27 protein-coding genes are annotated in these 26417 nt (G+C 69.3%); 10 read left to right on the top strand and 17 right to left on the bottom strand.

What is annotated here, in order from left to right; translation table 11 throughout:
- Window positions 1-608: 608 nt before the first annotated feature.
- Window positions 609-1250 carry a DNA-3-methyladenine glycosylase gene (locus ACIP6N_RS03880; RefSeq protein ID WP_401812658.1) on the bottom strand — a complete coding sequence of 214 codons (642 nt, stop codon included), beginning with the start codon at window positions 1248-1250 and terminating at the stop codon, window positions 609-611.
- Window positions 1251-1324: 74 nt separating this feature from the next.
- Between ACIP6N_RS03880 and ACIP6N_RS03885 the strand changes: the two genes are divergently transcribed.
- The 3 genes from ACIP6N_RS03885 (at window position 1325) to ACIP6N_RS03895 (ending at window position 3402) form a co-directional block, all read left to right on the top strand.
- On the top strand, window positions 1325-2107 hold the full coding sequence (locus tag ACIP6N_RS03885; protein WP_401812659.1) for a sporulation protein: 783 nt from the start codon (window positions 1325-1327) through the stop codon (window positions 2105-2107).
- Window positions 2108-2197: 90 nt separating this feature from the next.
- A complete protein-coding gene (locus ACIP6N_RS03890; RefSeq protein WP_401812660.1) occupies window positions 2198-2737 on the top strand; it encodes a YbhB/YbcL family Raf kinase inhibitor-like protein in 540 nt (179 codons plus the stop codon).
- A gap of 152 nt (window positions 2738-2889) precedes the next feature.
- Window positions 2890-3402 carry an HNH endonuclease gene (locus tag ACIP6N_RS03895; protein WP_401812662.1) on the top strand — a complete coding sequence of 171 codons (513 nt, stop codon included), beginning with the start codon at window positions 2890-2892 and terminating at the stop codon, window positions 3400-3402.
- A 66-nt stretch (window positions 3403-3468) separates the two neighbouring features.
- On the opposite strand, the gene ACIP6N_RS03900 is transcribed toward ACIP6N_RS03895, so the two are convergent.
- The 4 genes from ACIP6N_RS03900 to ACIP6N_RS03915 form a co-directional block, all read right to left on the bottom strand.
- Window positions 3469-4236, bottom strand: coding sequence for a sulfite exporter TauE/SafE family protein (locus tag ACIP6N_RS03900; RefSeq protein WP_401812663.1), 768 nt, complete (start codon window positions 4234-4236; stop codon window positions 3469-3471).
- Between the two features lie 65 nt (window positions 4237-4301).
- Complete coding sequence (locus tag ACIP6N_RS03905) at window positions 4302-5231, bottom strand: SPFH domain-containing protein (protein WP_401812664.1); 930 nt, start codon at window positions 5229-5231, stop codon at window positions 4302-4304.
- 91 nt (window positions 5232-5322) lie between these two features.
- Entirely contained in the window at window positions 5323-5754 is a 432-nt protein-coding gene (locus ACIP6N_RS03910) for an NfeD family protein (protein ID WP_401812665.1), read from the bottom strand.
- Window positions 5755-5871: 117 nt separating this feature from the next.
- A complete protein-coding gene (locus ACIP6N_RS03915; RefSeq protein ID WP_401812667.1) occupies window positions 5872-6663 on the bottom strand; it encodes an ABC transporter ATP-binding protein in 792 nt (263 codons plus the stop codon).
- A gap of 125 nt (window positions 6664-6788) precedes the next feature.
- Here ACIP6N_RS03915 and ACIP6N_RS03920 point away from each other — a divergent pair, with 125 nt between their 5' ends.
- Window positions 6789-7577, top strand: a complete 789-nt coding sequence (locus ACIP6N_RS03920) for a hypothetical protein (RefSeq protein WP_401812668.1) — start codon at window positions 6789-6791, stop codon at window positions 7575-7577.
- A 478-nt stretch (window positions 7578-8055) separates the two neighbouring features.
- Here ACIP6N_RS03920 and ACIP6N_RS03925 read toward each other — a convergent pair whose 3' ends face one another.
- From ACIP6N_RS03925 to ACIP6N_RS03935, 3 genes are all read right to left on the bottom strand, one after another.
- The gene (locus tag ACIP6N_RS03925) at window positions 8056-8307 is read right to left on the bottom strand and encodes a chaplin (protein ID WP_401812670.1); all 252 of its coding nucleotides are present in this window, start codon (window positions 8305-8307) and stop codon (window positions 8056-8058) included.
- A gap of 204 nt (window positions 8308-8511) precedes the next feature.
- Window positions 8512-9156 carry a response regulator gene (locus ACIP6N_RS03930; protein WP_401812672.1) on the bottom strand — a complete coding sequence of 215 codons (645 nt, stop codon included), beginning with the start codon at window positions 9154-9156 and terminating at the stop codon, window positions 8512-8514.
- Window positions 9149-10306, bottom strand: a complete 1158-nt coding sequence (locus ACIP6N_RS03935) for a GAF domain-containing sensor histidine kinase (RefSeq protein ID WP_401812673.1) — start codon at window positions 10304-10306, stop codon at window positions 9149-9151. The genes ACIP6N_RS03930 and ACIP6N_RS03935 overlap by 8 nt, the downstream gene beginning before the upstream one ends.
- A gap of 527 nt (window positions 10307-10833) precedes the next feature.
- Here ACIP6N_RS03935 and ACIP6N_RS03940 point away from each other — a divergent pair.
- Complete coding sequence (locus ACIP6N_RS03940) at window positions 10834-11649, top strand: lytic transglycosylase (RefSeq protein ID WP_401812674.1); 816 nt, start codon at window positions 10834-10836, stop codon at window positions 11647-11649.
- A gap of 75 nt (window positions 11650-11724) precedes the next feature.
- On the opposite strand, the gene ACIP6N_RS03945 is transcribed toward ACIP6N_RS03940, so the two are convergent.
- Complete coding sequence (locus ACIP6N_RS03945; RefSeq protein WP_401812676.1) at window positions 11725-14331, bottom strand: FHA domain-containing protein; 2607 nt, start codon at window positions 14329-14331, stop codon at window positions 11725-11727.
- Between the two features lie 221 nt (window positions 14332-14552).
- Between ACIP6N_RS03945 and serB the strand changes: the two genes are divergently transcribed.
- The gene (serB, locus tag ACIP6N_RS03950) at window positions 14553-15815 is read left to right on the top strand and encodes a phosphoserine phosphatase SerB (protein WP_401812678.1); all 1263 of its coding nucleotides are present in this window, start codon (window positions 14553-14555) and stop codon (window positions 15813-15815) included.
- 144 nt (window positions 15816-15959) lie between these two features.
- Here the strand turns inward: serB and ACIP6N_RS03955 are convergent, their stop codons facing one another.
- The 4 genes from ACIP6N_RS03955 to ACIP6N_RS03970 form a co-directional block, all read right to left on the bottom strand.
- Window positions 15960-16478: a SixA phosphatase family protein gene (locus tag ACIP6N_RS03955; RefSeq protein ID WP_401812679.1), complete on the bottom strand. Its 519-nt coding sequence runs from the start codon at window positions 16476-16478 to the stop codon at window positions 15960-15962.
- 112 nt (window positions 16479-16590) lie between these two features.
- Window positions 16591-16797 carry a hypothetical protein gene (locus tag ACIP6N_RS03960; protein WP_401812680.1) on the bottom strand — a complete coding sequence of 69 codons (207 nt, stop codon included), beginning with the start codon at window positions 16795-16797 and terminating at the stop codon, window positions 16591-16593.
- Window positions 16798-17098: 301 nt separating this feature from the next.
- Window positions 17099-17215, bottom strand: coding sequence for an SGM_5486 family transporter-associated protein (locus tag ACIP6N_RS03965; protein WP_401812682.1), 117 nt, complete (start codon window positions 17213-17215; stop codon window positions 17099-17101).
- A gap of 4 nt (window positions 17216-17219) precedes the next feature.
- Window positions 17220-18518 (bottom strand): CynX/NimT family MFS transporter, encoded by a 1299-nt coding sequence (locus tag ACIP6N_RS03970; RefSeq protein WP_401812684.1) that lies wholly within the window; start codon window positions 18516-18518, stop codon window positions 17220-17222.
- Between the two features lie 132 nt (window positions 18519-18650).
- Between ACIP6N_RS03970 and ACIP6N_RS03975 the strand changes: the two genes are divergently transcribed.
- The gene (locus ACIP6N_RS03975; protein ID WP_401812685.1) at window positions 18651-19325 is read left to right on the top strand and encodes a FadR/GntR family transcriptional regulator; all 675 of its coding nucleotides are present in this window, start codon (window positions 18651-18653) and stop codon (window positions 19323-19325) included.
- Here the strand turns inward: ACIP6N_RS03975 and ACIP6N_RS03980 are convergent.
- The 3 genes from ACIP6N_RS03980 to fabG all read right to left on the bottom strand — a co-directional run bounded on the left by ACIP6N_RS03980 (window position 19300) and on the right by fabG (window position 21379).
- Window positions 19300-19701 (bottom strand): hypothetical protein, encoded by a 402-nt coding sequence (locus ACIP6N_RS03980; RefSeq protein ID WP_401812686.1) that lies wholly within the window; start codon window positions 19699-19701, stop codon window positions 19300-19302. The genes ACIP6N_RS03975 and ACIP6N_RS03980 overlap by 26 nt on opposite strands.
- Window positions 19702-19887: 186 nt before the next feature.
- A complete protein-coding gene (fabI, locus tag ACIP6N_RS03985) occupies window positions 19888-20655 on the bottom strand; it encodes an enoyl-ACP reductase FabI (protein ID WP_401812687.1) in 768 nt (255 codons plus the stop codon).
- Window positions 20656-20659: 4 nt separating this feature from the next.
- Window positions 20660-21379 carry a 3-oxoacyl-[acyl-carrier-protein] reductase gene (fabG, locus tag ACIP6N_RS03990; protein WP_401812689.1) on the bottom strand — a complete coding sequence of 240 codons (720 nt, stop codon included), beginning with the start codon at window positions 21377-21379 and terminating at the stop codon, window positions 20660-20662.
- Window positions 21380-21629: 250 nt separating this feature from the next.
- Between fabG and ACIP6N_RS03995 the strand changes: the two genes are divergently transcribed.
- From ACIP6N_RS03995 to tyrS, 3 genes are read left to right on the top strand one after another with little or no spacing between them, the layout of a single operon-like run.
- Window positions 21630-23153 carry a TldD/PmbA family protein gene (locus ACIP6N_RS03995; RefSeq protein WP_401812691.1) on the top strand — a complete coding sequence of 508 codons (1524 nt, stop codon included), beginning with the start codon at window positions 21630-21632 and terminating at the stop codon, window positions 23151-23153.
- A complete protein-coding gene (locus tag ACIP6N_RS04000; protein WP_401812693.1) occupies window positions 23150-24556 on the top strand; it encodes a metallopeptidase TldD-related protein in 1407 nt (468 codons plus the stop codon). Before ACIP6N_RS03995 ends, ACIP6N_RS04000 begins: the two co-directional genes overlap by 4 nt.
- A gap of 53 nt (window positions 24557-24609) precedes the next feature.
- On the top strand, window positions 24610-25878 hold the full coding sequence (tyrS, locus tag ACIP6N_RS04005) for a tyrosine--tRNA ligase (protein WP_401812695.1): 1269 nt from the start codon (window positions 24610-24612) through the stop codon (window positions 25876-25878).
- A 185-nt stretch (window positions 25879-26063) separates the two neighbouring features.
- Here tyrS and ACIP6N_RS04010 read toward each other — a convergent pair whose 3' ends face one another.
- The gene (locus ACIP6N_RS04010) at window positions 26064-26345 is read right to left on the bottom strand and encodes a GlsB/YeaQ/YmgE family stress response membrane protein (RefSeq protein WP_401812696.1); all 282 of its coding nucleotides are present in this window, start codon (window positions 26343-26345) and stop codon (window positions 26064-26066) included.
- Window positions 26346-26417 lie beyond the last annotated feature (72 nt).

A 26417-nucleotide genomic window follows, 5' to 3' on the forward strand; every position in this document is an offset into this window, starting at 1 on the left:
CAGACACATCACAAGAGCGGAACCACCGATCGGAATAAGACCGGTGATTCACAGCGTCCTCGCTGTGTTTACTACAAAGGAACCTCAACCCACCCATGCGGGTAGGTCGGGGTATCAACATATCTGGCGTTGATTTTTGGCACGCTGTTGAGTTCTCAAGGAACGGACGCTTCCTTCGGTTCCCTCTCGGGCCCCTCCGGGCTTTCCCTTCGGTACTTCTTTGTGTTTTTCGCTGTGCTGTACTTCGTGTTCCCGACTCTATCAGATGCTTTCCGTATCCGATCCCCAGTCAGCGGGGCTTGCTTTCCAGGTCCTCGCTTTCGCGTTTCCCTTTCCGGCGTTTCCGACTCTATCAGATTCCGTTGGGCTGTTCTGCCCGGTGAAATCCGATGGCCTTTGGATTGGCCTTTCGCCTTTCGGCTGTTCACTACTTTAACCGATTTCCCACCCGGCTCATAATTGAGTCGTCGGGCTTATATTCCGGCATGCCGAAATACGCACCCGTTGGGGTTCGTCGTCAAGGTAGTGGATGGCCGCTTCGGAAGCTGCTGAACAGCAGGACCCGTGTCAAGCGGCTCGGGCTACGTTAGGCGGATGAACGGTATGAGTCAAGTTCGTCGACGCCGGGGAACGTGGGCACGGTAAGGACTCACCGACGGATCGCCGTCGATCCAGAACCGCCAGGGGTGCAGCGCGCCGTCGCCGCCCACTCCCGTACGCGGACCGCTGCGGATCCGGCCGGCCGGTACCGGCGTCCCCGTCAGTACGGACAGCGGTTCGCCGGGACCCGCGCACACATCCGCACCGTCCAGGGCCCGGTCGACGCCCAGGGCCGTCGCCAGCCGTGCCGGACCCCTGGCCAGTTCCCTGTCGTGGCGGGCCGAGTGCCGGCGCTTCCTGGCGTGTTCCACACCTGCCCCGATCTCGCCTCCCCGCAGCAGGACCCCGCTCGGACGGCCTTCCGGGCCGCACACCAGGTTCAAGCAGTGCCACATGCCATACGTGAAGTAGACGTAGGCGTGTCCGGGCGGACCGAACATCACACCGTTGCGGGCCGTGCGTCCGCGGAAGGCGTGGGAGGCGGGGTCGGTCTCGCCCGCGTACGCCTCGACTTCGGTGAGGCGCAGCTCGATCGGACCCTCGTCAGTGGTGCGTACCAGCGTGCGGCCCAGGAGATCCGGGGCGACGTCGAGGACGGGCCGGTCGAAGAACTCCCGGGGCAGCGGCACGTGGTCGGGGTTCTCGGTCATGGCGTCCGAGCGTAGCGGGGAACCGACTACGGTCGTGGCGCGTATGTAGAGGTCAGGACCTAGGAGGAGTGAACATGGGCTTCAAGAGACTGCTCGCGAGCATGGGCGCCGGTGGTGCGACTGTGGAGACCGAGCTGACCGAGTCGAATGTCGTACCGGGCGGGGTCGTTCAGGGCGAGGTGCGGATCCAGGGCGGATCCGTGAGCCAGCAGATCGAGGGGCTGACCGTCGGCCTCCAGGCCCGCGTCGAGGTCGAGACCACCGACCAGGAACTGAAGCAGACCATCAATTTCGGCCAGCAGCAGCTCGGCGGCGCCTTCGAGGTGCAGCCCGGCGCGGTGCATGTGGTGCCGTTCGGTCTGGAGATCCCGTGGGAGACGCCCGTCACGGCCATCGACGGGCAGCAACTGCGCGGGATGGACATCGGTCTGACGACGGAGCTGGGCATCGCGAGGGCGCTGGACTCCGGTGACCTGGACCCGGTCAACGTCCACCCGCTGCCGGCCCAGCAGGCGATCCTCGACGCGTTCATCCACCTGGGTTTCCGCTTCAAGTCCGCGGACATGGAGCGCGGGCACATCCGCGGGACGCGTCAGCAGCTGCCGTTCTACCAGGAGATCGAGTTCTTCGCGCCGCCGCAGTACCGCGGCCTCAACCAGGTCGAGCTGAGCTTCATCGCGGACGACCGCGAGATGGACGTCATCCTGGAGATGGACAAGAAGCCGGGCATCTTCAGCGAGGGCAGCGACTCCTTCAGGTCCTTCGCGGTGGGCCTCAACGACTTCCACGCCACGGACTGGCCCGGATTCCTCAACGAGTGGCTCGCCAAAGAAGGCGGCCGCCGCAACTGGTTCTAGCCCGAAGATCCATTCCACCCTCCCGCCAGTAGGCTCGGTCCGGCAAGCACGACAGCCGGACAGCAAGACAGCCGATCGGAAGGTTCAGACGTGACCGACGGAAAGAGGGCTCCGCTCCCTCATGACTTCCATCCGCAGGTGCCCTCGTTCACCGTGGTGAGCGAAGACGTCGCGCCGGGTGCGGTACTGAAGGACGCCCAGGTCTACGCCGCCGGGAACACCTCGCCGCAGCTGCGGTGGGAGGGTTTTCCCCCGGAGACCAAGAGCTTCGCCGTGACGTGCTTCGACCCCGACGCGCCCACCGGCAGCGGTTTCTGGCACTGGGTGCTCTTCGACATCCCGGCGTCGGTCACGGAGCTTCCCGTGGCCGCGGGCACCGGGGCGTTCGACGGACTGCCCACGGGCGCCGTTCAGGCACGTAACGACTACGGGACGAAGGACTTCGGCGGCGCCGCGCCGCCCGCCGGGGACCCCGCGCACCGCTACGTGTTCACCGTGTACGCGGTGGACACGGAACAGCTGGGCCCCGACAGCGAAGCGACGCCCGCTTTCGTCGGCTTCAACCTGCGGTTCCACACACTGGCGCGCGCACAGCTCATCGGGGAGTACGCGGCTCCCGCGGAGAGCTGAGCGTTCGCCGGTTGTTTGCCCTGCCCTGGTCTTGGAGAGATCAGAGCAGGGCATTTTTTATTGTGTTGTCCCTCTCGGCGCGCCCGGCCACAGTTGATCCAAGCCCAGAGCCCGCCGTGAGGACCTGGGCCGGCACACGGGAGGTGGGCGGGATGCGGGACACACTGGTGCTGAATGCGAGCTTCGAGCCGCTGTCGACGGTGACTCTCAACCGCGCGGTGGTGCTGGTGCTGCAGGCCAAGGCCGTCGTCGAGCAGGCTCATCCCGATCTCCGTGTCCGCGCGGCCGCGGTGGAGTTGCCGGTGCCCCGGGTGATCAGGCTCTGCCGGTTCGTCAGGGTTCCGTTCCGAAGACAAGCGCCGTGGTCGAGGCGGGGCGTTCTGATACGGGACCAGTACAGGTGCGCCTACTGCGGCAGGCGGGCGACGACGGTGGACCATGTGGTGCCCAGGTCGCGCGGAGGTGCCGACAGTTGGCTGAATACCGTCGCTTCCTGCGCGGAGGACAACCACCGCAAGGCGGACCGTACGCCGGAGCAGGCGGGAATGCCGCTGTTGAGCGAGCCGTACGTACCGTCCCCCGCGGACGCCATGCTGCTCGCGCTGCGGTCGGACGAGCGGTCGGATCTGCCTCCGTGGCTGGCGGGCGTGCAGCCGGCCGCGTGAGCGGACGTCCGCAGTAGGTCCGTGCGGTGACGTCCGTACCGCCGGCCGCCGCCGTCGGCGTGCGGCTCAGCGGAGCAGCAGCTGCACGATGGCAGCCGTGCCGACCACCACGATCAGGACGCGCAGCGCCTTCGGCGGGAGGCGGCGGCCGGCCCTGGCCCCGATCTGGCCGCCGAGCGCGGAGCCGACGGCGATGAGCAGGACGACGGTCCAGTCGAAGTCGGCGACGAAGAGGAAGAAGAGCGCCGCGATGCTGTTCACGATGGCGGCGAGGACGTTCTTGACGGCGTTGAGGCGCTGCATCGAGTCGTCGAGCAGCATGCCCATCAGGGAGAGGTAGATGATCCCCTGGGCCGCGGTGAAGTAGCCGCCGTAGACGCTGGCGAGCAGCAGTCCGGTGAACAGGAGCGGACCGCCGTCGGGGCGGCTCCGGGTGCCTTTCTTCTCGCGCCTGGCCTGGACGACCCTGGCGAGTCTCGGCTGCAGGATCACGAGGACGAGCGCGAGGCCGACCAGGATCGGGACGATCGTCTCGAACGCCGTCGAGGGCAGGGTGAGCAGCAGTACCGCTCCGCTGAGACCTCCGACGACGGCCGCACCGCCCAGGCGCAGGATGCGGCGGCGCTGACCCGCGAGTTCCGCGCGGTAGCCGATGGCTCCGCTGACGGCGCCCGGTATCAGGCCGAGCGCGTTGGAGACGGTGGCGGTGACGGGTGGGAGGCCCGTCGCCAGCAGCACCGGGAAGGTGATCAGCGTGCCGGAACCGACGATGGTGTTGATCGTGCCGGCGCTGACACCCGCCGCGAAGACGGCGAGCATCTCCCAGATGGTCACGGTGAGCCCTTCGTGCGTGGATCGGTGCCGTAGACGCCTCGATCATGCACGAAGGGCCCGGTGTGTCAGTCGAGCGGGGTGTCCTGGCGCTGTTCCTTGGCGGTGTTGAATCCCGGTACTCCGGTGCCGAGGTTGTCGAAGGCCCCGCTGAGACCCTTGAGGGCGTCGCCGATCTCGCTGGGCACGATCCAGAGCTTGTTGGCGTCGCCTTCGGCGATCTTGGGGAGCATCTGGAGGTACTGGTAGGCGAGGAGCTTCTGGTCCGGGTCGCCCGCGTGGATCGACTCGAAGACCGTACGGATCGCCTGGGCCTCGCCCTCCGCGCGCAGCGCCGCGGCCTTGGACTCACCTTCGGCGCGGAGGATCGCGGACTGCTTCTCGCCCTCCGCGGTGAGGATCTGTGACTGCCGGATGCCTTCCGCGGTGAGGATCGCGGCGCGCTTGTCACGGTCGGCGCGCATCTGCTTCTCCATCGAGTCCTGGATGGAGGTGGGCGGCTCGATGGCCTTCAGCTCGACGCGGTTGACGCGGATGCCCCACTTGCCGGTGGCCTCGTCGAGGACGCCGCGCAGGGCCGCGTTGATCTCCTCGCGGGAGGTGAGGGTCCGCTCCAGGTCCATGCCGCCGATGATGTTGCGCAGGGTGGTGACGGTCAGCTGCTCGATCGCCTGGATGTAGCTGGCGACCTCGTAGGTGGCCGCCCTGGCGTCGGTCACCTGGTAGTAGATGACGGTGTCGATGTTGACGACCAGGTTGTCCTGCGTGATCACCGGCTGGGGCGGGAACGGGACGACCTGTTCTCGCAGGTCGATGCGGTTGCGGATGGAGTCTATGAACGGGACCACGATGTTCAGGCCCGCGTTGAGCGTGCGGGTGTAGCGGCCGAACCGTTCGACGATGGCGGCACTTGCCTGCGGGATCACCTGGATCGTTTTGATCAGGGCGATGAATACAAGCACCACCAGAATGACCAGGACGATGATGATTGATGGCATCGCGTTCCTTCGGGCCCTTCGCTGCCGGATGTTGTGATGATCGAGTTTCCCAGAACTGAGGTGTGTTCGGGGGCCGTTCGCCGAGGTTGGCTCACATGACGACAGCCGTCGCGCCGTCGATCTCCACGACGTCGACCTCCTGGCCGGGCTCGAACGCCTGATCCGCGTCGTACGAGCGGGCGGACCAGATCTCTCCGGCCAGCTTGATCCGGCCGTCGCCGCTTCGGTCGACTCGCTCCAGGACGACGGCCTGGCGGCCTCTGAGCGCGTCAATTCCCGTGGTGGCACCGGGGGTTTTGCTTCTCTGCCGCGCCGCTATGGGACGCACGACGGCGATGAGTGCGACGGACACCACGGCGAAGACGAGGACTTGGGCCACGACTCCGCCGCCGAGCGCCGCGACGACGGCTCCCGCGACCGCCCCGACGGCGAACATCCCGAACTCGGGCATCGCCGTCACGACGAGCGGGATACCAAGACCGACCGCGCCGATCAGCCACCACACCCATGCGTCGATTTCCACACGGTCATGGTAGGTCCGGCGGTCCCGGTCGGGACAGGGGCGAGATCAGGACACTTGTGGTTCGGGGCACTTGGGGACGTGAGGGTTTGAACGGCGGGACACCGGTGAGGGATCAGCTCACTTGAGAGGCAGGCCCTGCGCGGTCCAGCGCTGGCCGGTGCGTTCGACGACGAGCGGGAGGCCGAAGCAGAGGGAGAGGTTGCGTGAGGTCAGTTCCGTCTCCATCGGTCCTGCGGCGAGCACCTTGCCCTGGCGGATCATCAGGACGTGGGTGAAGCCGGGAGCGATCTCCTCGACGTGGTGCGTGACCATGATCATGGACGGGGCGTACTCGTCACGGGCGAGACGGCCGAGGCGGCGTACGAGGTCCTCGCGGCCGCCGAGGTCGAGTCCCGCGGCGGGCTCGTCCAGGAGCAGCAGCTCGGGGTCGGTCATCATCGCGCGGGCGATCAGGGTGCGCTTGCGCTCACCCTCGGAGAGCGTGCCGAACTTGCGGTCGAGGAACTCGGTCATGCCGAGCCGGTCGAGGAACGCGCGGGCGCGCTGCTCGTCGACCTCGTCGTAGTCCTCGTTCCAGGTCGCGGTCATGCCGTACGCGGCCGTGAGCACGGTCTGGAAGACCGTCTGGCGCTTGGGCAGCTTCTCGGACATGGCGACGCCCGCCACGCCGATACGGGGGCGGAGGTCGAAGACGTCCACCTTGCCCAGCTGCTCGCCGAGGATGCTCACCTTGCCGGTGGTCGGGTAGAGGTAGCTGGACGCGAGATTGAGGAGAGTGGTCTTGCCGGCGCCGTTGGGGCCGAGGATCACCCAGCGTTCCCCCTCCTTGACCGACCAGGAGACATCGTCCACCAGAGCACGTCCGTCGCGGACCACGGATACGTCCACCAGCTCCAGTACATCGCTCATGAGCGCGTTGTCTCCCCATGCAATCGGCTTGAGTTTCGGGAGCGCCTGTAGGCGCGGGTCCCGGATAAAACCTACGCCACCGGCGGAGTGGTCCGGCCCTGAGGTCCGTTCCCTAGGCTGGTGCCATGCTTTCGCAACCACGTTCAGGACTGTTGGCCGCTTGGGGAAATGCCCTGTTGGCCGGGTTTGTATCGCCGGACGACGCCGTGATCGCCATAGTCGGTGACGACGCGGTGCACCGGGTGGAGGGGCTGCCGGGCGAGGCGGGGCCCGTGGGGCTCACGCTGGCGCTGGGGCGGCTGCGGACGCTCGGGGTGACCGGCTACCGGATCGCGCTGCCCGCACCCGGCCATCCGCTGGGCCTCAGCGGTCCTCCTGAGTTCAACGCCAGGGCGCTGGAGGCCGAGGAGGCCGTGGTCGCCGCGGGGGCGCCGTACGGCCTGGTCCCTGAGGTGTCGGAGGTGGGCCCGGACGGCGATCTGCACGTCGAGGTGGTCTGGCACTGCCTGCCGGTACGGGAGGCGCCGCCGGCCGACGTGCCGTCACTCGGGGAGGCCGAACGGGAACTCGCCGAGGCACTGCGGGACGCGACGGAAGTGCTGTCGAGGCTGGACGTCGCGGGTTCGGGCCCGGTGGCCGCGGCGGCGCTGGACGCGTACCGGGCGAGGTCGGAGCGCGGGCGCGAGGTGCTGGCGCCGGGCTATCCGCCCCGGGCGGTACGGGTGCTGGAACTGGCGCAGCGCGTGGGGCTGCTGATCTCACTGGCGTACGAGCACGGGCACGGCGGCGCGGTGAGCGCGTCGGAGATGGCGGCTCGGGGCGAGGCGCTGCGGCCGGTGGAGCGCGTGGCACGGCGTGCGCAGGTGGCGTCGTACAACGCGTACGTGGAGGAACGCGAGCGCGGGCTCCGGTAGGGCGGGTCCGACGTGGCGCACCTCACGCCCCCGGCGAATGAGCCGTGGCGCGTGAGGTGGCACACCGGCCGGCGGCTGCGTGTCGTACAACACGTAGCCGCCGGCCGGGGCTCCGCCAGAACCGGCCCCGCCTCACACTCCTCGGCGAGTGAGCCGACGGGCGTGAGGCGGCGCGGCAGGTGCGGGCCGGAGCGCACAACGCGTACGTGGAGGGACGCGAGCGCGGTCACCGACAGAGTCCTCCGGAGCGCCCCGGACGACTCGACGCGGGCCGCCCCACGCCCCCGGCGAGTGAACCGAAGGGGCGCGTCGGCGCCGAAAAGGAGAGCGCGCGGAGGCCGCGAGGAACGAGCGGCCGAGCACGGTCGGCTGTCGGCGCCGACACAAAGCGCTCCGGAGACGAACCGAGCCCCAAGAAAAGGGGCGGCTGTGGCGCCGGCCACAAAGCACCCCGGAGGCGAACCGAGCCTCTAAAAAATCAGTGGTTCACGGAGTGGTTGCCGAAGGCCGGGTTCAGCAGGCCGATCACGTTCACCGTGTTGCCGGTCACGTTGACCGGGACGTGGACCGGGGCCTGGATCGTGTTGCCGGAGACGATGCCCGGGGAGTGGACGGCCTGGCCCTCGGCCAGGGCGCTCGGGCCGGTGGTGGCGGACGCGGCGCCGGCTCCGGCGGCGACGATGCCACCGGCGATCATCGTGAGGGCAGCGGCCTTCTTAAGGTTGTTCATTTCTCATCCTCTTCACAAGGGCCTTGGCGGTGCGCCGCAGCTCGCCCTGAAGAACGCCCGGGCAGCGTTCAGGATGCGCCGTGTGGGTGACATACACCCGACGGTATGAATCTCAGACCGGAAGACGACGTTCCGTTTCCACCTGCCCAGTCGGGCGCCTTCCGTCGGGTCCGGCCGGTTCGGGCAGGTCAGCCGGTCAGCAGGTCAGTCCGCGATCCCGTGCCGTACGGCCCACAGCGCGGCCTGCGTGCGGTCCGCGAGGTCCAGTTTCATCAGGATGTTCGAGACGTGTGTCTTGACCGTCTTCTCGGAGAGGACCAGGGCCCGGGCGATCTCCCGGTTGGAGCGCCCGTCGGCGATCAGGCTGAGCACTTCCCGCTCCCGCTCGGTGAGCGACGTACCGCCGCTCCTGCCGGAGGTGGGGACGTCCTGGGCCAGCAGGGCGCCCGCGACCTCCGGCTGGAGGAGAACGTGCCCGGCGTGGACGGAGCGGATGGCACCGGCCAGCGCCTCGGGGTCGATGTCCTTGTATACGTATCCGGACGCGCCGGCGCGCAGCGCGGGCACCACTGTGCGCTGTTCCGTGAAGCTGGTCACGATCAGCACCTTCGCCGGGTTGGCGAGTTCACGGAGCCTGCGCAGCGCCTCGATGCCGTCGGTGCCCGGCATCTTGATGTCCATCAGGACGACGTCGGGGCGCAGCTCCTCGGCGCGGGCCACGCCCTCTTCCCCGTCGGACGCCTCTCCCACGACCTCGATGTCGCCCTGGACCTCCAGGAACGTCCGCAGGCCGCGCCTCACCACCTGGTGATCGTCCACCAACAGCACACGGATGGTCTTGTCAGCCACCGGGCACCTCCATCTCGATCGTGGTGCCCGCTCCGGGCGCCGAGGTGACGTCGAGGCTGCCGCCGACGCCGTTCGCGCGGTCGCGCATGGAGACCAGGCCGAGGTGGCGGCCGGCGCGGCGGACCGTGCGGGGTTCGAAGCCCTTGCCGTTGTCAGTGACGCTGAGGACCGCGCCCTGGCCGCGGCGGGCGAGTGTGACGTCGACGCGGTCGCCGCCGGAGTGGCGGAGCGCGTTGTGCAGCGCCTCCTGGGCCACGCGCAGCAGCGCTTCCTCCTGGGCGGCGGGGAGGGCCCGTATCCCGCAGCTGTCGAAGGTGACGCGCGCGGTGTGCGCGCGGTCGAGGACCTGGAGGTGGGTGCGGAGCGTGTTGACGAGGCCGTCCTCGTCGAGGGCGGCGGGGCGCAGCTCCACCACCGCGGCGCGCAGCTCGTCCGCGGCCTCGGCCGCCAGCTCGGCGACCTGCTGGAGTTCGTCCTTGGCGCGGACCGGGTCGCGGTCGACGAGGGCGGCCGCCGCCTGGGCCGTCAGCCGCAGGGAGAAGAGCTTCTGGCTGACGGAGTCGTGCAGCTCATGGGCGAGGCGTGAGCGTTCCTCGGCGATGGTGAGTTCCCGGCTGCGTTCGTACAGCCGGGCGTTGGTGAGGGCGATCGCGGCGTGCTGGGCGAGGATCGAGAGGAGTTCTTCGTCCTCCTCACTGAAGCCGCAGCCGGCTCCGCGCGCGGACGGCGGCCCGGGGCAGCGTTTGTTCGCGAGGAAGAGCGTGGCGATGGTCTCGTCGCCGTCTCGGACGGGCACGCCCAGGAAGTCGGACATCTCGGGGTGGGCGGACGGCCAGCCCCCGAAGCGCGGGTCCTCGCGTACGTCCGCGAGGCGCTGGGGCTTCTCGTCGTGGAGCATCGCGGCGAGGATGCCGTGCTGGCGGGGCAGCGGACCGATGGCCTTCCACTGTTCGTCGCTGACGCCGTCCACGACGAACTGGGCGAAGCCGCCGTGGTCGTCCGGGACGCCGAGCGCCGCGTACTCGGCGTCGAGCAGCTCGCGGGCCGAGGCGACGATCGTCTTGAGGACGTCGCGCACCTCCAGTCGCCTGCTCATCGCGAGCAGCGCGGTGCTCACGGCCGCGAGGCCGGAACTCGGTCGGTGGCTCATGAGCGCCACCGTACCGGCGGGCGCGGTGCGCGGTATCGGCCCAGGGATGGCCACGACCAGGACCGATGGGCCTAGGCCCAAGGCGTCGTACGGCGTCCACCCTCACGCGCCCGGCGGCGATCCCCGAGCCACGCGGCGGTTCGGAACCTCGCGTCCGTCGGCAGGTGCGCTGACCTGCGACAACAGGTTCAGATCAACCTAAACCACCCATCAGCCATCAAACGCAATAATTCGGTCACCCTATGCATTGCACAAGCAACACATGGTGAGTCTGTTACCTCCCCGATGTGAGCCCGGGCATAGGACCTTCGTCATCTACGAAGGCGCCTAGTCGATCGGACACAACGGTGTGATCACCGCATAAGGGGGTGGCAAAGTGCCCATATCGCTCCCCGCGCCACTACCTGAGGTCGTACGTCACACCTTTGCCTCAGGATTTTGCGAGAGCTAAGAATTGCGATGTCGCCGCCGAGAGGCACCCGCCACCCGGCACTCGCGACTCCCGCTATTCGAAGAGGTACGTCTCTATGTTCGCGTCACGCACCCCTGGTTTCCGTCTGAACAAGACTCACAAGGTTTCGATCATCGGCGCCACCGCCGCAGTCGCCACCGCGTCCCTCGCGTTCTCCCTGACTCCGGGCAGCAGCGCGTCCGCCGAAGCAAAGCCGCACACCACCGCCGCGACCGCCCCGGTTGCTTTCACCACCGCCGCGGGCAGCCCGGCGCAGGCCGCTCACAAGAGCGTCGCCAAGCAGTTCACCACCGCTGAGGTCTCCTCCAAGGCGCACTCCGCCGCCGTCGCGAAGGCCGCCAAGGCCAGCGTCGCCGCGAAGGCCGCCAAGAAGGCCGAGACGGCCGCCGAGGCCAAGGCCAAGGCCGCCTCCGCCGCCACCGCGCAGGCCAAGGCGAAGGCCGCCGAGAAGGCCCAGGCCGTCGCGAAGGCCAAGGCCGCCGCTGCCGCGAAGGAGCGCGCGAAGGCCAAGGCCACCGTGAGCCGCGCCGCCCACCGCGCGCCGGTATACGCGAACAACCTCGACGGCTGGATCCGCGAGTCCCTCAGCATCATGAAGAAGCACGGCATCCCGGGTTCCTACGAGGGCCTGCACCGCAACATCATCCGCGAGTCCTCCGGCAACCCGAACGCCATCAACAACTGGGACATCAACGCCAAGAACGGCATCCCGTCGAAGGGCCTGCTCCAGGTCATACCGCCGACGTTCGCCACGTACCACGTTGCCGGAACGTCGCACAACATCTACGACCCGGTCGCCAACATCGTCGCCGCGTGCAACTACGCCGCCGACAAGTACGGCTCCATGGACAACGTCAACAGCGCCTACTGAGCCGGCACGTCCGAACGCCGGAGGGCGGCACCCCACTCGGGGTGCCGCCCTCCGGCGTTCGCGCCTGTCGTGCCGTTACTTGCGCATGACCTCGGGCTCGTGGCGGCGCAGCAGCCGGGCCACGACGAAGCCGCAGAGCACGCCGATCACGATCAGTACGAGCATGTCCACGCCCCACTGGCCCGCGGTGTGCGTCCAGAGCGGGTCGAGCGTGTCCGGCTTCTCCTGGTCCCACGGCGGCATGAGGTGCGCCAGGTCGAGTGTCGCGCCCGTCGCGCCGAGGGCCCAGCGGGACGGCATCAGCCAGGCGAACTGCTCAAGGCCGGGCTTGCCGAAGACCTGGAAGAGCGTGCCGGTGAACACCAGCTGGATGATCGCGAACATCACGAGGAGCGGCATGGTCTTCTCGGCGGTCCTGACCAGCGAGGAGATGATCAGGCCGAACATCATCGCCGTGAAGCCCATGGCGATGACCGCCAGGCACAGCTCGACGGCCGGCTGGGTGATCAGCCCCTCTTCCGGCAGCTCGCGGACGGAGAAGGCGATGGCGCAGATGATGACCGACTGGAAGGCCGTGATCACGGCGAGCACGATCACCTTGGACATCAGGTACGCGGTGCGGGAGAGGCCGGTGGCCCGTTCCCGTTCGTAGATCACCCGCTCCTTGATCAGCTCACGTACGGAGTTGGCCGAGCCGGCGAAGCAGATGCCGACCACCAGGACCATCATGATCATTCCGGCGCTGCTGTTGAAGCGGTTGGGCGGGTCCGGCTCGACGAGTCCGAACTTCGCCGGGATGACCGCGCTGACACCGCCGAGGATCGCGGGCAGCAGCAGCATGAGGCCGAGGAAACCCTTGTCGGAGGCGATCACCGAGACGTAGCGGCGGATCAGCGTCAGCAGCTGGTTGCCCCAGCTCTGCGGCTTCGTCCGCATCTGCCGGGGGGTCGGCATCGTGACGGACTGCGGCGCGACGGAGTCGATGTCCGCGGCGTACATCTGGTAGTGCTGCGAGCCGCGCCAGCGGCCCGCCCAGTCGTAGTCGCGGTAGTTCTCGAAGGCCGAGAAGACATCCGCCCAGCTGGTGTAGCCGAAGAAGTTCAGCGCCTCCCCCGGCGGGCCGAAGTACGCCACGGAGCCGCCGGGGGCCATCACGAGCAGCTTGTCGCAGATCGCCAGCTCCGCCACGGAGTGGGTGACGACCAGGACGGTGCGTCCGTCGTCGGCCAGGACGCGCAGCAGCTGCATGACATCGCGGTCCATCCCGGGGTCGAGGCCGGAGGTCGGCTCGTCCAGGAAGATCAGCGACGGCTTGGTCAGCAGCTCCAGGGCCACGGAGACGCGTTTGCGCTGGCCGCCGGAGAGGGAGGAGACCTTCTTGTCCTTGTGGACGTCGAGCTTCAGCTCGCGCAGCACCTCGTCGATCCGTGACTCGCGCTCGGTCTCCGCGGTGTCGCCGGGGAAGCGGAGTTTGGCCGCGTACCTGAGCGCTTTCCTGACGGTCAGCTCCTTGTGCAGGATGTCGTCCTGCGGAACCAGACCGATGCGCTGGCGCAGCTCGGCGAACTGCTTGTACAGATTCCTGTTGTCGTAGAGGACATCGCCCTGGTCGGCGGGACGGTATCCGGTGAGCGCCTTGAGCAGCGTCGACTTCCCGGATCCCGACGGGCCGATGACACCTATCAGCGACTTCTCCGGGACGCCGAAGGAGACGTCCTTGAGGATCTGCTTGCCGCCGTCGACCGTCACCGTGAGGTGGCGGGCGGAGAACGTGACCTCGCCGGTGTCGACGAACTCTTCGAGCCGGTCGCCGACGAGGCGGAAGGTCGAGTGGCCGACGCCGACGATGTCGCCGGGGCCGATGAGCGCGGTGCCCGACTTGGCGATCGCCTGGCCGTTGACGTACGTGCCGTTGTGGGATCCGAGGTCCCGGATCTCGAAGCGGCCGTCGGGCGTGGCCGTGAACTCGGCGTGGTTGCGCGAGACCTGGAGATCGGAGACCACCAGCTCGTTCTCGAGCGCGCGGCCGATGCGCATCATGCGGCCGAGGGACATCTGATGGAACGTGGTAGGACTGCGGTCGCTGTACACGGACGGAGCACCGGCAGCCCCCGCGCCGCCCGCGCCCGGACCACCCGCACCCGCACCGCCCGCGCCCTGGTCGACGAAGCCGGGACCCGCCTGCTGGTGAGGTACGTACGGCTGCTGGTGCGGCTCCTGTACGTACGGCCGGTGCGGCTCCTGTACCTGCTGCGGCCAGTCCTGCCGTGGAGGGGCGGACGCCTGCCGGTCCTGGGCGGCCGCCTGGTACGAGGCGGCCTGCTGCTGGACAGTGCCCTGCTGCGGCCCGGCGCCCTGCGCGCTGTACGCGCCGGTGCTCGCGCCCGAGAAGCTCAAACGGGGACCGTCGGTCGCGTTGCCCAGATACACCGCGGTGCCGGCGGCGATGTCCGTCCGCTGGACCCGCTGGCCCCGCACATAGGTGCCGTTGGTGCTGCCGTGGTCCTCGATGATCCAACTACCGCCGCTCCAGGTGACGGTGGCGTGACGCCACGACACCCGGGCGTCGTCGATCACCAGATCGCCCTGCGGATCGCGTCCCAGGCTGTACGACCTGGACGGATCGAGCGCCCAGGTTCTTCCGTTCAATTCCAGTACGAATTCCGGCACTTCGCGCCCCACTAGTTTTCCCCCGAGGTACCCCCGGCGAAGGGAGTCTAGGGATGGCGAACATCGGGGGGCACTATTTCAGGCCCGCCCCCTCCACGGAAAATCGAACCCGGCTCCGATAACGGCCGAAGCGGGACACGGCCGACAGGGCCGGCTGAGGACACCGGACGACGCGTCCGGTACGCGGTACGGGCGACCTGTCGACGGGCGCCGCCCGATACGGTGGAATCACCATGAGCGCATCGCAGCCCCCTCAGCCCCCTGAGTCCCCTCAGAGCGCGGCCGTCCCCACTCTCCTCGTCAAGATCTTCGGTAAGGACCGTCCCGGGATCACCGCCGGGCTCTTCGACACTCTCGCCGCCTACTCCGTCGATGTGATCGACATCGAGCAGGTCGTCACCCGTGGCCGTATTGTCCTGTGCGTGCTCGTGACCGCGCCGACCGCGGACGGTGCCGGCGAGGGCGCGCTGCGGGCGACCGTGCACAGCTGGACCGAATCGCTCAAGCTCCAGGCCGAGATCATCTCGGGCACGGGCGACAACCGGCCGCGCGGCAGCGGGCGTTCGCATGTCACCGTGCTGGGAAACCCGCTGACGGCGGAGTCGACGGCGACCATAGCGGCGAGCATCACCTCGACCGGCGGGAACATCGACCGGATCTTCCGGCTCGCGAAGTACCCCGTCACGGCGGTGGAGTTCGCGGTGTCCGGCGTGGAGACCGAACCGCTGCGCACCGCGCTGGCGACCACCGCCGCCGAGATCGCGGTGGACGTGGCGGTCGTCTCCGCCGGGCTCCAGCGCAGGGCCAGGCGGCTGGTCGTCATGGACGTCGACTCGACGCTGATCCAGGACGAGGTCATCGAACTCTTCGCGGCCCACGCGGGCTGTGAGGCGGAGGTCGCCGAGGTGACGTCCCGGGCGATGCGCGGCGAGCTGGACTTCGAGCAGTCGCTGCACGCGCGGGTGGCGCTGCTCGCCGGACTCGACGCGTCCGTTGTGGACAAGGTGCGCGCGGACGTACGGCTCACTCCCGGCGCCCGCACGCTGATCCGTACGCTCAAGCGGCTCGGCTATCAAGTGGGCGTCGTCTCCGGCGGGTTCACTCAGGTCACCGATGCCCTGCGGGAGCAGCTGGGGCTCGACTTCGCCGCCGCCAACACCCTGGAGGTCGTGGACGGCAAGCTCACCGGGCGGGTGGTGGGCGAGATCGTGGACCGCGCGGGCAAGGCCAGGCTGCTGCGCAGGTTCGCCGCGGAGGCCGGGGTGCCGCTGGCGCAGACCGTCGCGATCGGCGACGGCGCGAACGACCTCGACATGCTGAACGCGGCGGGCCTCGGCGTGGCCTTCAACGCCAAGCCGGTCGTGCGCGAGGCCGCGCACACGGCGGTGAACGTGCCGTTCCTCGACACCGTTCTCTATCTGCTGGGCATCACGCGCGACGAGGTCGAGGCGGCGGACACCGAGGACGACGGTTACGAGGAGTCCGACGACCACTGACCGGGCCGACGGCGATCGGTTCGGAGATCGCTCGGGGGATCGCTCGGAGATCGCTGGGCGTGACGCGAGCCGATCCCGGCACACGAAGAGGTCCCGGCACAACACGGTGCCGGGACCTTCCTCATGTCTCATGAACGTTGCGGGTCAGTCGTGCGGCGCCCAGTAGTCGACGAGCCTGCCCACCTTGTGCTCCACCGACTTCCAGCCGCCTTCGAAGCCGACGATCGCGAACGCGGCGGTGGGGAATCCGCCCTGCGTCATGCGGGCCAGCGCGTCACCTTCCGCCGCACCGGAGAGGGCGTCGGCGAGCGTGTGCATACCGGGGTTGTGGCCGATGAGGAGAAGATCGTTCACCTCGTCGGGCGTCTCGTTGATCAGCGCGAGAAGGTCGCCGAGGGAGGCGTCGTAAAGCCGCTCCTCGTAGACGGTCCTGGGGCGGGTCGGCAGCTCGTGCACGGCCAGTTTCCAGGTTTCGCGGGTTCTGGCCGAGGTGGAGCAGAGAGCCAGGTCAAAGGCGATACCGGTCTCGGCGAGCCGGCGGCCGGCCACGGGGGCATCCATACGGCCTCGATCGGCGAGCGGCCGCTCGTGGTCGGACACCTCGGGCCAGTCGGCCTTCGCATGCCGGAGTAGGGCGATCCTGCGGGGTGTATCGACGCTCATACGTTCCAGCTTCGCATGAAACGCGGCATCGGGCGCAGGGGGTTGGCGGTCTTCTCCGACGTCCGGCCCCGGCAAAGCCGCCGGTCGCGGCGCTGGTCCGGAAGGAGGGCCCTCACCTGGCCAGAGTCCGCTGAACCTGCTCGGCTATCCGGCCGACGCCGGGGCCTCCCGTCGCGGCGTGAGCGCGGGAAGGATGTACGACGAGCAGGAGCAGCGCGGCGAAGGCGAGTGAGGGCAGCACGACGGCCCACCACGGCAACCGGACCTCGGCACGGCCGCTGGACTGCGGGTGGAACCGGGTACGCGCTGGGGCCGCCATGGCCGCCTCCGTGGGTCTGAGGTTCGGTGTGCCTCAAACTTAGTGATCTCCGTTCGCCGTTCCCATCCGGTAACCCACCCACGTAACCCTGAGGTGAACCCCCTAAGGGCAGGGACGGACCGTCCCCACAATCACGCGTGAGTCACCGCCCTCCACCTCCGCACCCCCCGGCGAGTGAGCCGAAGGGGCGCGTCGGCGCCGAAAAGGAGAGCGCGCGGAGGCCGTGAGGAACGAGCGGCCGAGCACGGTCGGCTGTCGGCGCCGGCACGAAGCGCCCCGGAGGCGAACCGAGCCCCAAGAATTACGGACTGGCGAGGGAGGCGATGATGCTGATGATCACCAGGATGCCGATGATCGTGCCGAACACGATGAGCAGCTTCTGCTGGCCGTTCTGGGGATTCGGTTCAAGGACTGGCATGCGCTCAGTTTCGCATCTCCGGCGCGTCCTCGATCGTCCGGTCCCGTCCCGCGATGATGCCCGCGACCGTCTGCGGCACCAGCAGCGCGGCCATGAACGCGAGCGGCAGTCCCCAGCCGCCGCTGTGCTGGTAGAGCACGCCGACCAGCAGGGGTCCCGGGATCGAGATCAGGTAGCCGGTGCTCTGGGCGAAGGCGGAGAGGCGTGCGACGCCCGCGCCGGTGCTCGACCGCAGGCTGATCATGGTGAGGGCCAGCGGGAACGCGCAGTTGGAGATGCCGAGCAGGACGGCCCAGATCCAGGCGCCGCCGGCGGGTGCGGCGTACAGGCCGCCGATGGCGACCAGTCCGCACAGCGCGAGCACGAGGGCGATCGGCCCCTGCGTCTTCATGCGGGTGGCGACCCGCGGGATGACGAAGGCCAGCGGTACGCCCATCACCATGGTCACGGCGAGCAGCAGTCCCGCGGTGCCGGCGGAGATCCCCGCGTCACGGAACCTCTGGGGCATCCAGCCCATGGTGATGTAGGCGCCGGTGGCCTGGAGGCCGAAGAAACAGGCGAGTGCCCAGGCGGTGCCGTTGCGGATGAGACCACGCGCGGGGGCCGCGGAGACGGCCGGGGCCGCGGTGACGGCGGACGTCTGCGGCGTCCGTTCGTCCGCTCCGCTGCGGTCGCGTACGAGTCCGAGCCACGGAAGTACGGCGACGGCGGCGAGCACCGCCCAGACGCCGAGGCCCGTCCGCCAACTGCCGCCCAGCGCCTCGGTCATGGGGACGGTCACCGCGGCCGCGGCGGCGGTGCCGAGGGCCAGAGCCATGGAGTAGAGGCCGGTCATGGTGCCGACGCGGTCGGGGAAGTAACGCTTGACGATCACCGGCATCAGTACGTTGCTGACGGCGATGCCCGCGAGCGCGAGCGCGCTCGCGGCCAGGAAGCCGACGGTGCCGTTCATGAAGGGCCGGATCAGCAGCCCGGCCGTGATGGCGAGCATGCCCGCGAAGACGATGGCGCCGGGGCCGAAGCGCCGGGCCAGCCGGGGCGCCGCGTAGCCGAAGAGGGCGAAGCAGAACGGCGGGACGGAGGTGAGGACCCCGGCGACGCTGCCGCTCATGTGGAGGCCGCCGCGTACCTCTTCGAGCAGGGCGCCGAGGCTGGTGATGGCGGGGCGGAGGTTGAGGGCGGCGAGGACGAGCCCCGCGACGAGGAACCGGGTGAGCCACACCGAGCGGCGCGGCGCCGGAGAATCGGCGGGTATCGGCTCGGTGTCGGCGGCCTGGCTCAGGATCTGGGTCTCGTCGGACATAGCATCATCATAGAATCATGGGATGATTGGTTGTCCAATCGTCGTCGGTTCTTTCCGTTCCACACCCTCTTCCGCCCCGCTCTTCTCTGTTCTCGCCCTCCCTCGCCCCTTTCTGTTCTTCCAGGAGCCATCATGGCGCTGTCCTCACCCCGGCGTTCCGCGCTCTCCGATCAGGTGATCACCGAGCTGCGGAACCAGATCACGTCCGGCGAATGGGCGGTCGGTTCGCGTATCCCCACGGAACCCGAGCTGGTCGAGCAGCTGGGCGTGGCCCGGAACACCGTGCGCGAGGCGGTGCGCGCGCTCGCACACAACGGGCTGCTGGACATCCGGCAGGGATCGGGCACGTACGTCGTCGCGACGAGCGAGCTGGCCGGCGTGATGCACCGCAGGTTCGCGGGCGCCGCCGACCGGGACATCGCGGAGGTGCGCTCCACGCTGGAGTCCTCGGCGGCCAGGATGGCGGCGGAGCGCCGTACGGAGCGGGATCTGCGGCAGCTGGAAGCGCTGCTCGCGCGGCGTGAGGAGGCGTGGGCCACCGGCAGCGCGGACCTGTTCGTCGCGGCGGACGCGGCCCTGCATCTCGCGGTGGTGTCGGCCTCGCACAACGACGTCCTGACCGCGCTCTACGCGGACCTCGGCGGTCTGCTGATCGACAGGCTCCGCGACGACGTCGGCCATGAGCTGCGGCCCGAGGACCACATGGACCACGCGAGGCTGGTGGCGGCGATCCGGGAGGGCGACGCCGGAACCGCGGGGGCCGAGGCCGCGGGCCATGCCCTCAATTGCCTGGTCGAACGGGCCTGAGCGGATCGTGGCCGACCCACGCGGAGTGGATCTCCATCCAGCACCGGTCGGTGAGTTCGACGTATCCGGCGGGCGGGACCTCGACGGGCGCGGTGTCGGCGTCGACGTCCCACCAGCGCGCGCACTCGATGTGCAGCGCGACCCGGTCGGTCACGGGATACGGGTTGTGGCAGAAGGCGGTGGCGTGCGAGCGCTTGATCTTCACGCGGCAGGAGGCCAGGAAGCGGCGGTCGGTGTGATCGCTGTTGTCGTCGCCCACCGCGCGCCCCGACGCGGACGCCGGAGTGGTGGACCGTACCTCCCAGGTGGCCGCGAGGCTCGTCGTGATCAGCGCGGTCGCCAGGAGCGCTGCCGCACGGCGGCGCAGCGTGCGCATACCCACACCTCCTCCCCCGTGGTGACCGGAATGCTCCGGTGAGTTCAGTGTGCGGGGGATCGCCGCGCTTTTCGACTCGGACGAACACGTACGGTGACGTCGCCGGGCACGGTGACGTCCGCGGGAACGAAAAAGCCGCGCCATCGTCCAGGAGACGATGACGCGGCTTCTCCGCGTACGCGGGGTTCAGGCGCCCATCATGTGCACGCCGCCGTCGACGTGCACGATCTCGCCGGTGGTCTTCGGGAAGAAGTCCGAGAGAAGCGCGACGACACCGAGGCCGGCCGGCTCCGGGTCGGCCATGTCCCACTCCAGCGGGGAGCGGTTGTCCCACACCTGGGCCAGGTCCGAGAAGCCGGGGATGGACTTGGCGGCCATCGAGCCGATCGGTCCTGCCGAGATCAGGTTGCAGCGGATGTTCTGCTTGCCCAGGTCACGGGCGAGGTAGCGGGACGTGGCCTCCAGCGCGGCCTTGGCCGGGCCCATCCAGTCGTACTGCGGCCAGGCGAACTGCGCGTCGAAGGTGAGGCCGACGACCGAGCCGCCCTCGCTCATCAGCGGCAGGCAGGCCATGGTGAGCGACTTCAGCGAGAACGCCGACACGTGCATCGCCGTGGCGACCGACTCGAACGGGGTGTTGAGGAAGTTCCCGCCGAGCGCGTCCTGCGGCGCGAAGCCGATGGAGTGGACGACGCCGTCGAGGCTGCCCAGCTCCTCACGTACCAGTTCTTCGAGCCGGTTCAGGTGCTCGGTGCTGGTCACGTCCAGCTCGATGACCTTGGCGGGCTTGGGCAGCTTCTTGGCGATGCGCTCGGTCAGCGTGGGGCGGGGGAAGGCGGTCAGGATGACTTCGGCACCCTGCTCCTGGGCCACCTTGGCGGCCTGGAACGCGATGGAGGACTCCATCAGCACACCCGTGATGAGGATGCGCTTGCCCTCGAGAATTCCGCTCATGTGATCAGTGACCCATGCCCAATCCGCCGTCAACGGGAATGACGGCTCCAGTGATGTATGAGGCGTCCTCGGAGGCGAGGAACCGCACCGTCGCGGCGATCTCCTCCGGCTTCGCGTAGCGGCCGAGCGGCACCTGCGAGACGATCCCCGCGCGCTGCTCGTCGCTGAGCACCTTGGTCATGTCGGTGTCGACAAAGCCGGGTGCGACAACGTTGAAGGTGAGGTTGCGTGAACCCAGCTCACGGGCGAGGGAGCGCGCGAACCCGACGAGTCCGGCCTTCGACGCGGCGTAGTTCGCCTGCCCCGCGGAGCCGAGCAGCCCGACGACGGACGAGATGAGGACGACGCGGCCCTTCCTGGCGCGCAGCATGCCGCGGTTGGCACGCTTGACCACACGGAAGGTGCCGGTGAGGTTGGTGTCGAGGACGGACGTGAAGTCCTCTTCCGACATCCGCATCAGCAACTGGTCCTTGGTGACGCCGGCGTTGGCCACCAGCACCTCCACGGGACCGTGCTTCTCCTCGATCTCCTTGTAGGCCTGCTCCACCTGTTCGCTGTCGGTGATGTCGCAGCGGACCGCCAGGCAGCCCAGCTTGGCGAGTTCCTCCGGCGGCTCCCCCGAGCGGTAGGTGACGGCGACCTTGTCGCCGTCCTCGGCGAACGCGCGGGCGATGGCGAGGCCGATGCCCCGGTTTCCTCCGGTGACGAGAACCGAGCGGCTCAACGGATCACCCTTTCCTCAGCGGTCTGGCACCTCTGGATACCTCCGGAGGCCTCTGAAAACCTATAGGTACGGCCGCGTTCGTGGGGAATCGGCCTCTGACAGCGCCTCGGTACGGTCCCTGTCGGGTCCCTACAGAACCGTTCGGGGCGTCGACGGTAAATCATGACGCCCCCGGGGCGTCCACCGCGCATGATTCACTGCGATCGCATGTGCAGGCAGGGTGAACAGGGTGTGAGAAGGGGAGGCCGACGTGCCCCATGAGGTGGATCAGTCATTTCTGGCACTGCCGCTGCGGGCGCTCGCCGACGCGGCGCTCGCCAGGGCCCGCGCGCTCGGCGCCGACCACGCCGACTTCCGGCTGGAGCGGGTGCGCGACGCGTCCCTGCGGCTGCGGGACGCCAAGCCCGCGGGCTCTTCGGACAGTACGGATCTCGGGTACGCGGTCCGGGTCGTGCACGGCGGGTCGTGGGGGTTCGCGTCCGGTGTCGATCTGACGATGGACGCGGCGGCGCGGGTGGCGGGCCAGGCGGTGGCCATGGCCAGGCTGTCCGCGAAGGTCATCGCGGCGGCCGGGTCCGACGAGCGGGTGGAGCTGGCGGCGGAGCCGGTGCACGCGGAGAAGACCTGGGTGTCGGCGTACGAGATCGACCCGTTCACGGTGCCCGACGAGGAGAAGAGCGGGCTGCTCGCCGACTGGAGCGCGCGGCTGCTGCGCGCGGACGGGGTGGCGCACGCGGACGCCTCGCTGCACACCGTTCACGAGAACAAGTTCTACGCGGACACCGCGGGCACCGTCACCACTCAGCAGCGGGTCAGGCTGCATCCGCAGCTGACCGCTGTCGCCGTGGACGCGGCGTCCGGCGAGTTCGACTCGATGCGCACGCTCGCGCCGCCGGCCGGGCGTGGCTGGGAGTACCTGACGGGCACCGGCTGGGACTGGGACTCCGAGCTGGAGCGCATCCCCGGCCTGCTCGCGGAGAAGATGCGCGCGCCGGGCGTCGAGGCGGGAACGTACGACCTGGTGGTCGACCCGTCCAACCTCTGGCTGACGATCCACGAGTCGATCGGCCACGCCACCGAGCTGGACCGCGCTCTGGGGTACGAGGCGGCGTACGCGGGCACGTCGTTCGCGACCTTCGACCAGCTGGGGAAGCTGGCGTACGGCTCGTCGGTGATGAACGTGACGGGTGACAGGACGGCGGAGCACGGCCTCGCCACGATCGGGTACGACGACGAGGGCGTCGAGGCCCAGTCGTGGGACCTCGTCAGGGACGGCACGCTCGTCGGCTACCAGCTGGACCGCAGGATCGCGAAGCTGACCGGCCTCGGCCGCTCCAACGGCTGCGCCTACGCGGACTCGCCGGGCCGTGTGCCCGTGCAGCGGATGGCGAACGTGTCACTGCGGCCCGATCCCGGCGGGCTCACGACGGACGATCTGATCGGCGGAGTGGAGCGCGGGATCTATGTGGTCGGCGACCGGTCGTGGTCGATCGACATGCAGCGCTACAACTTCCAGTTCACCGGCCAGCGGTTCTTCCGGATCGAGAACGGCAGGCTGGCGGGTCAGCTGCGCGATGTCGCGTACCAGGCGACGACCACCGACTTCTGGGGCTCCATGGAGGCGGTCGGCGGTCCTCAGACGTATGTGCTCGGCGGCGCCTTCAACTGTGGCAAGGCGCAGCCCGGCCAGATCGCGGCGGTCTCCCACGGCTGCCCGTCCGCGCTGTTCCGCGGAGTGAACATCCTCAACACGACGCAGGAGGCCGGACGATGACGAGGATCACGGGCGGACGCACCGCCAGGCCGCACGAGATCGTCGAGCGCGCGCTGGAACTGTCCACCGCCGACGGCTGTGTGGTCATCGCCGACGAGCACTCCTCCGCCAATCTGCGCTGGGCCGGTAACGCGCTCACCACCAACGGTGTGACGCGCGGCCGGACGCTCACCGTCATCGCGACGGTAGACGGCGCGCAGGGCACGGCCTCCGGGGTCATGTCGCGCTCGGCCGTCACGCCCGGCGATCTGGAGCCGCTGGTACGGGAGGCCGAGGCGGCCGCGCGGGGCGCGGGTCCGGCCGAGGACGCGCAGCCGCTGGTGGCGGCCGGGCACGCGTCCGGCGACTTCACGGACGCGCCGCTGGAGACCGGTTCCGCCGTGTTCGGTGACTTCGCGCCGGCCCTGGGCGAGTCCTTCGCGCGCGCCCGGGCCGGCGGCCGTGAGCTGTACGGTTTCGCCCACCACGAGATGACCTCGACGTATCTCGGCACGTCGACGGGCGTACGGCTGCGCCACGACCAGCCGAACGGCACACTGGAGCTGAACGCCAAGTCCCCGGACCGCACCCGCTCCGCGTGGTACGGGCAGGCCACGCGCGACTTCAAGGACGTGGACCCGGCGGCTCTCGACGCGGAGCTGGCGCGGCGGCTCGCGTGGGCCGAGCGCAGGATCGAGCTGCCGGCCGGCCGGTACGAGACGCTGCTGCCGCCGACGGCCGTGGCCGACCTGCTGATCTACCAGTTGTGGTCCTCGGCGGCCCGGGACGCGGCGGAGGGCCGTACGGTCTTCTCCCGCCCCGGTGGCGGCACGCGCGTCGGCGAGAAGCTGGCGCGGCTGCCGCTGACGCTGCGCAGCGATCCGGCGGAACCGGGCCTGGAGTCGGCGCCGTTCGTGATCGCGCGCTCCTCGGGCGACGACGCGTCCGTCTTCGACAACGGCCTGCCGCTGGCGAGGACGGAGTGGCTGCGGGACGGCACGCTGGAGCGGCTGGTCACCACCCGGCACAGCGCGGCGCTGACCGGTCTGCCGGTCGCGCCCGGCATCGGCAATCTGGTGCTGGACGGCGGGGGCTCCCGTTCGCTGGAGGAGATGGTGGCGGCCACCGAGCGCGGTCTGCTGCTGACGTCGCTCTGGTACATCCGCGAGGTAGATCCGGCGTCGCTGCTGCTGACGGGGCTGACCAGGGACGGCGTCTATCTCGTGGAGAACGGCGAGGTGGTCGGTGAGGTGAACAACTTCCGCTTCAACGAGTCGCCCGTCGGTCTGCTGTCGCGGGCCTCGGAGGCGGGCCGTACGGAGCAGACCCTGCCGCGCGAGTGGGGCGACTACTTCACCCGGGCCGCGATGCCCGTCCTGCGGATCCCCGACTACCACATGAGCTCGGTCAGCCAGGGCGTATGACCCCCATAGACTGACGGAAAGCATCCACACACCGACCGAGGAGAGACCCGGACGTGACGGACATCGTCGACGAGCTGAAGTGGCGAGGGCTGTTCGCCCAGTCCACTGACGAGGACGCTTTGCGCAAGGCGCTCGCGGACGGTCCCGTCACGTTCTATTGCGGCTTCGACCCGACCGCCGCCAGCCTGCACGTGGGTCACCTCGTGCAGGTGCTGACCGTACGCCGGCTCCAGCAGGCCGGGCACCGGCCGCTGGCGCTGGTGGGCGGGGCCACCGGGCAGATCGGTGACCCGCGGCCCACGGCGGAGCGCACGCTCAACGACCCGGAGACGGTCGGGGCGTGGGTGACGCGGCTGCGGTCCCAGATCGAGCCGTTCCTGTCCTTCGAGGGCGCCAACGCGGCGACGATGGTGAACAACCTCGACTGGACGGCGGGTCTGTCCGCGATCGAGTTCCTGCGGGACATCGGCAAGCACTTCCGGGTCAACAAGATGCTCGCGAAGGAGTCGATCTCCCGGCGGCTGGAGTCCGACGAGGGCATCAGCTACACCGAGTTCAGCTACCAGCTGCTCCAGAGCATGGACTTCCTCGAGCTGTACCGGCGCTACGGCTGTGTCCTCCAGCAGGGCGGCAGCGACCAGTGGGGCAACCTCACCGCCGGGCTGGACCTGATCCACCGCCTGGAGCCGGGCGCCACCGTGCACGCGCTGGCCACGCCGCTGATGACGAAGGCGGACGGGACGAAGTTCGGCAAGACCGAGGGCGGCGCGGTCTGGCTGGACCCGGAGATGACGACGCCGTACGCGTTCTACCAGTTCTGGCTGAACGTGGACGACCGGGACATCTCCGCGTACAGCCGCATCCTCAGCTTCAGGAGCCGTACGGAGCTGGAGGAGCTGGAGCAGGCCACCGCGGAGCGACCGCAGGCCCGCGCGGCCCAGCGCGCGCTGGCGGAGGAGCTGACGACGCTGGTCCACGGCGCCGCGCAGTGCGAGGCGGTCGTCGCGGCCTCACGGGCGCTGTTCGGCCAGGGCGAGCTGACGGGTCTTGACGAGGCGACGCTGAGCGCGGCGCTCTCCGAGGTGCCGCGCGCCGAAGTCGGTGAGCTGCGTTCCGTGGTGGACCTCTTCACGGAGGCGGGCCTGGCGCCGAGCAAGTCGGCGGCGCGCAGGAACGTCAACGAGGGCGGGGCGTACGTGAACAACGTCAAGGTCACCGACCCGGAGACCGTGCCCGGCCGTACGGAGCTGCTGCACGGCCGCTGGCTGGTGCTGCGCAGGGGCAAGAAGAACCTGGCCGCGATCGAGGTCACGGCGGGCTGATCCGCCGCCGCGCCGGGAGACGCCCGGACGGATCCGCTCAGGCGGGTGCGTCCGGGCGTTTCCGCGCGGGGGCCTTCGTACGGGTGCTCCCGCGGGGCATCCGTACGCGTGCTGCCGCGGGGCTGCGGCGTGGGGGCGGGCGGCTGCGGGGGCTTCCGCGTGGGGGCGGCTGCGGGGCGGCTGTGTCAGATCCGGTGTCTTCTCCTGCGGCCGCGGACCGCACTCCAGATCATGTCGCCGACGAAGACCACGAGAATGGCGCCGAGCAGCTGAAGAACATGGCGGGTCCAGTCGATGCCCCGGGTATGGGCCACGCCGAACCAGCCGGCGACCGCGTTGCCGAGAACGCTGCCCACGATGCCCAGCACGACCGTCAGCCACAGGGGAATCCGCTGCCTGCCCGGGATGATCGCCCTGGCCAGCGTTCCCAGCACCAGACCCACGATGATTACCCACAGCCAGTTCAAGGTCGCCTCCTCATGGGCACGGCACGCGCACGTCGGCCCCAGTCTGTGGCGACCTTCCGTACGCCGCATGCC

Origin of the sequence: Streptomyces sp. NPDC088725 (genome assembly GCF_044751305.1) — a bacterium.
Classification (GTDB): Bacteria; Actinomycetota; Actinomycetes; order Streptomycetales; family Streptomycetaceae; genus Streptomyces.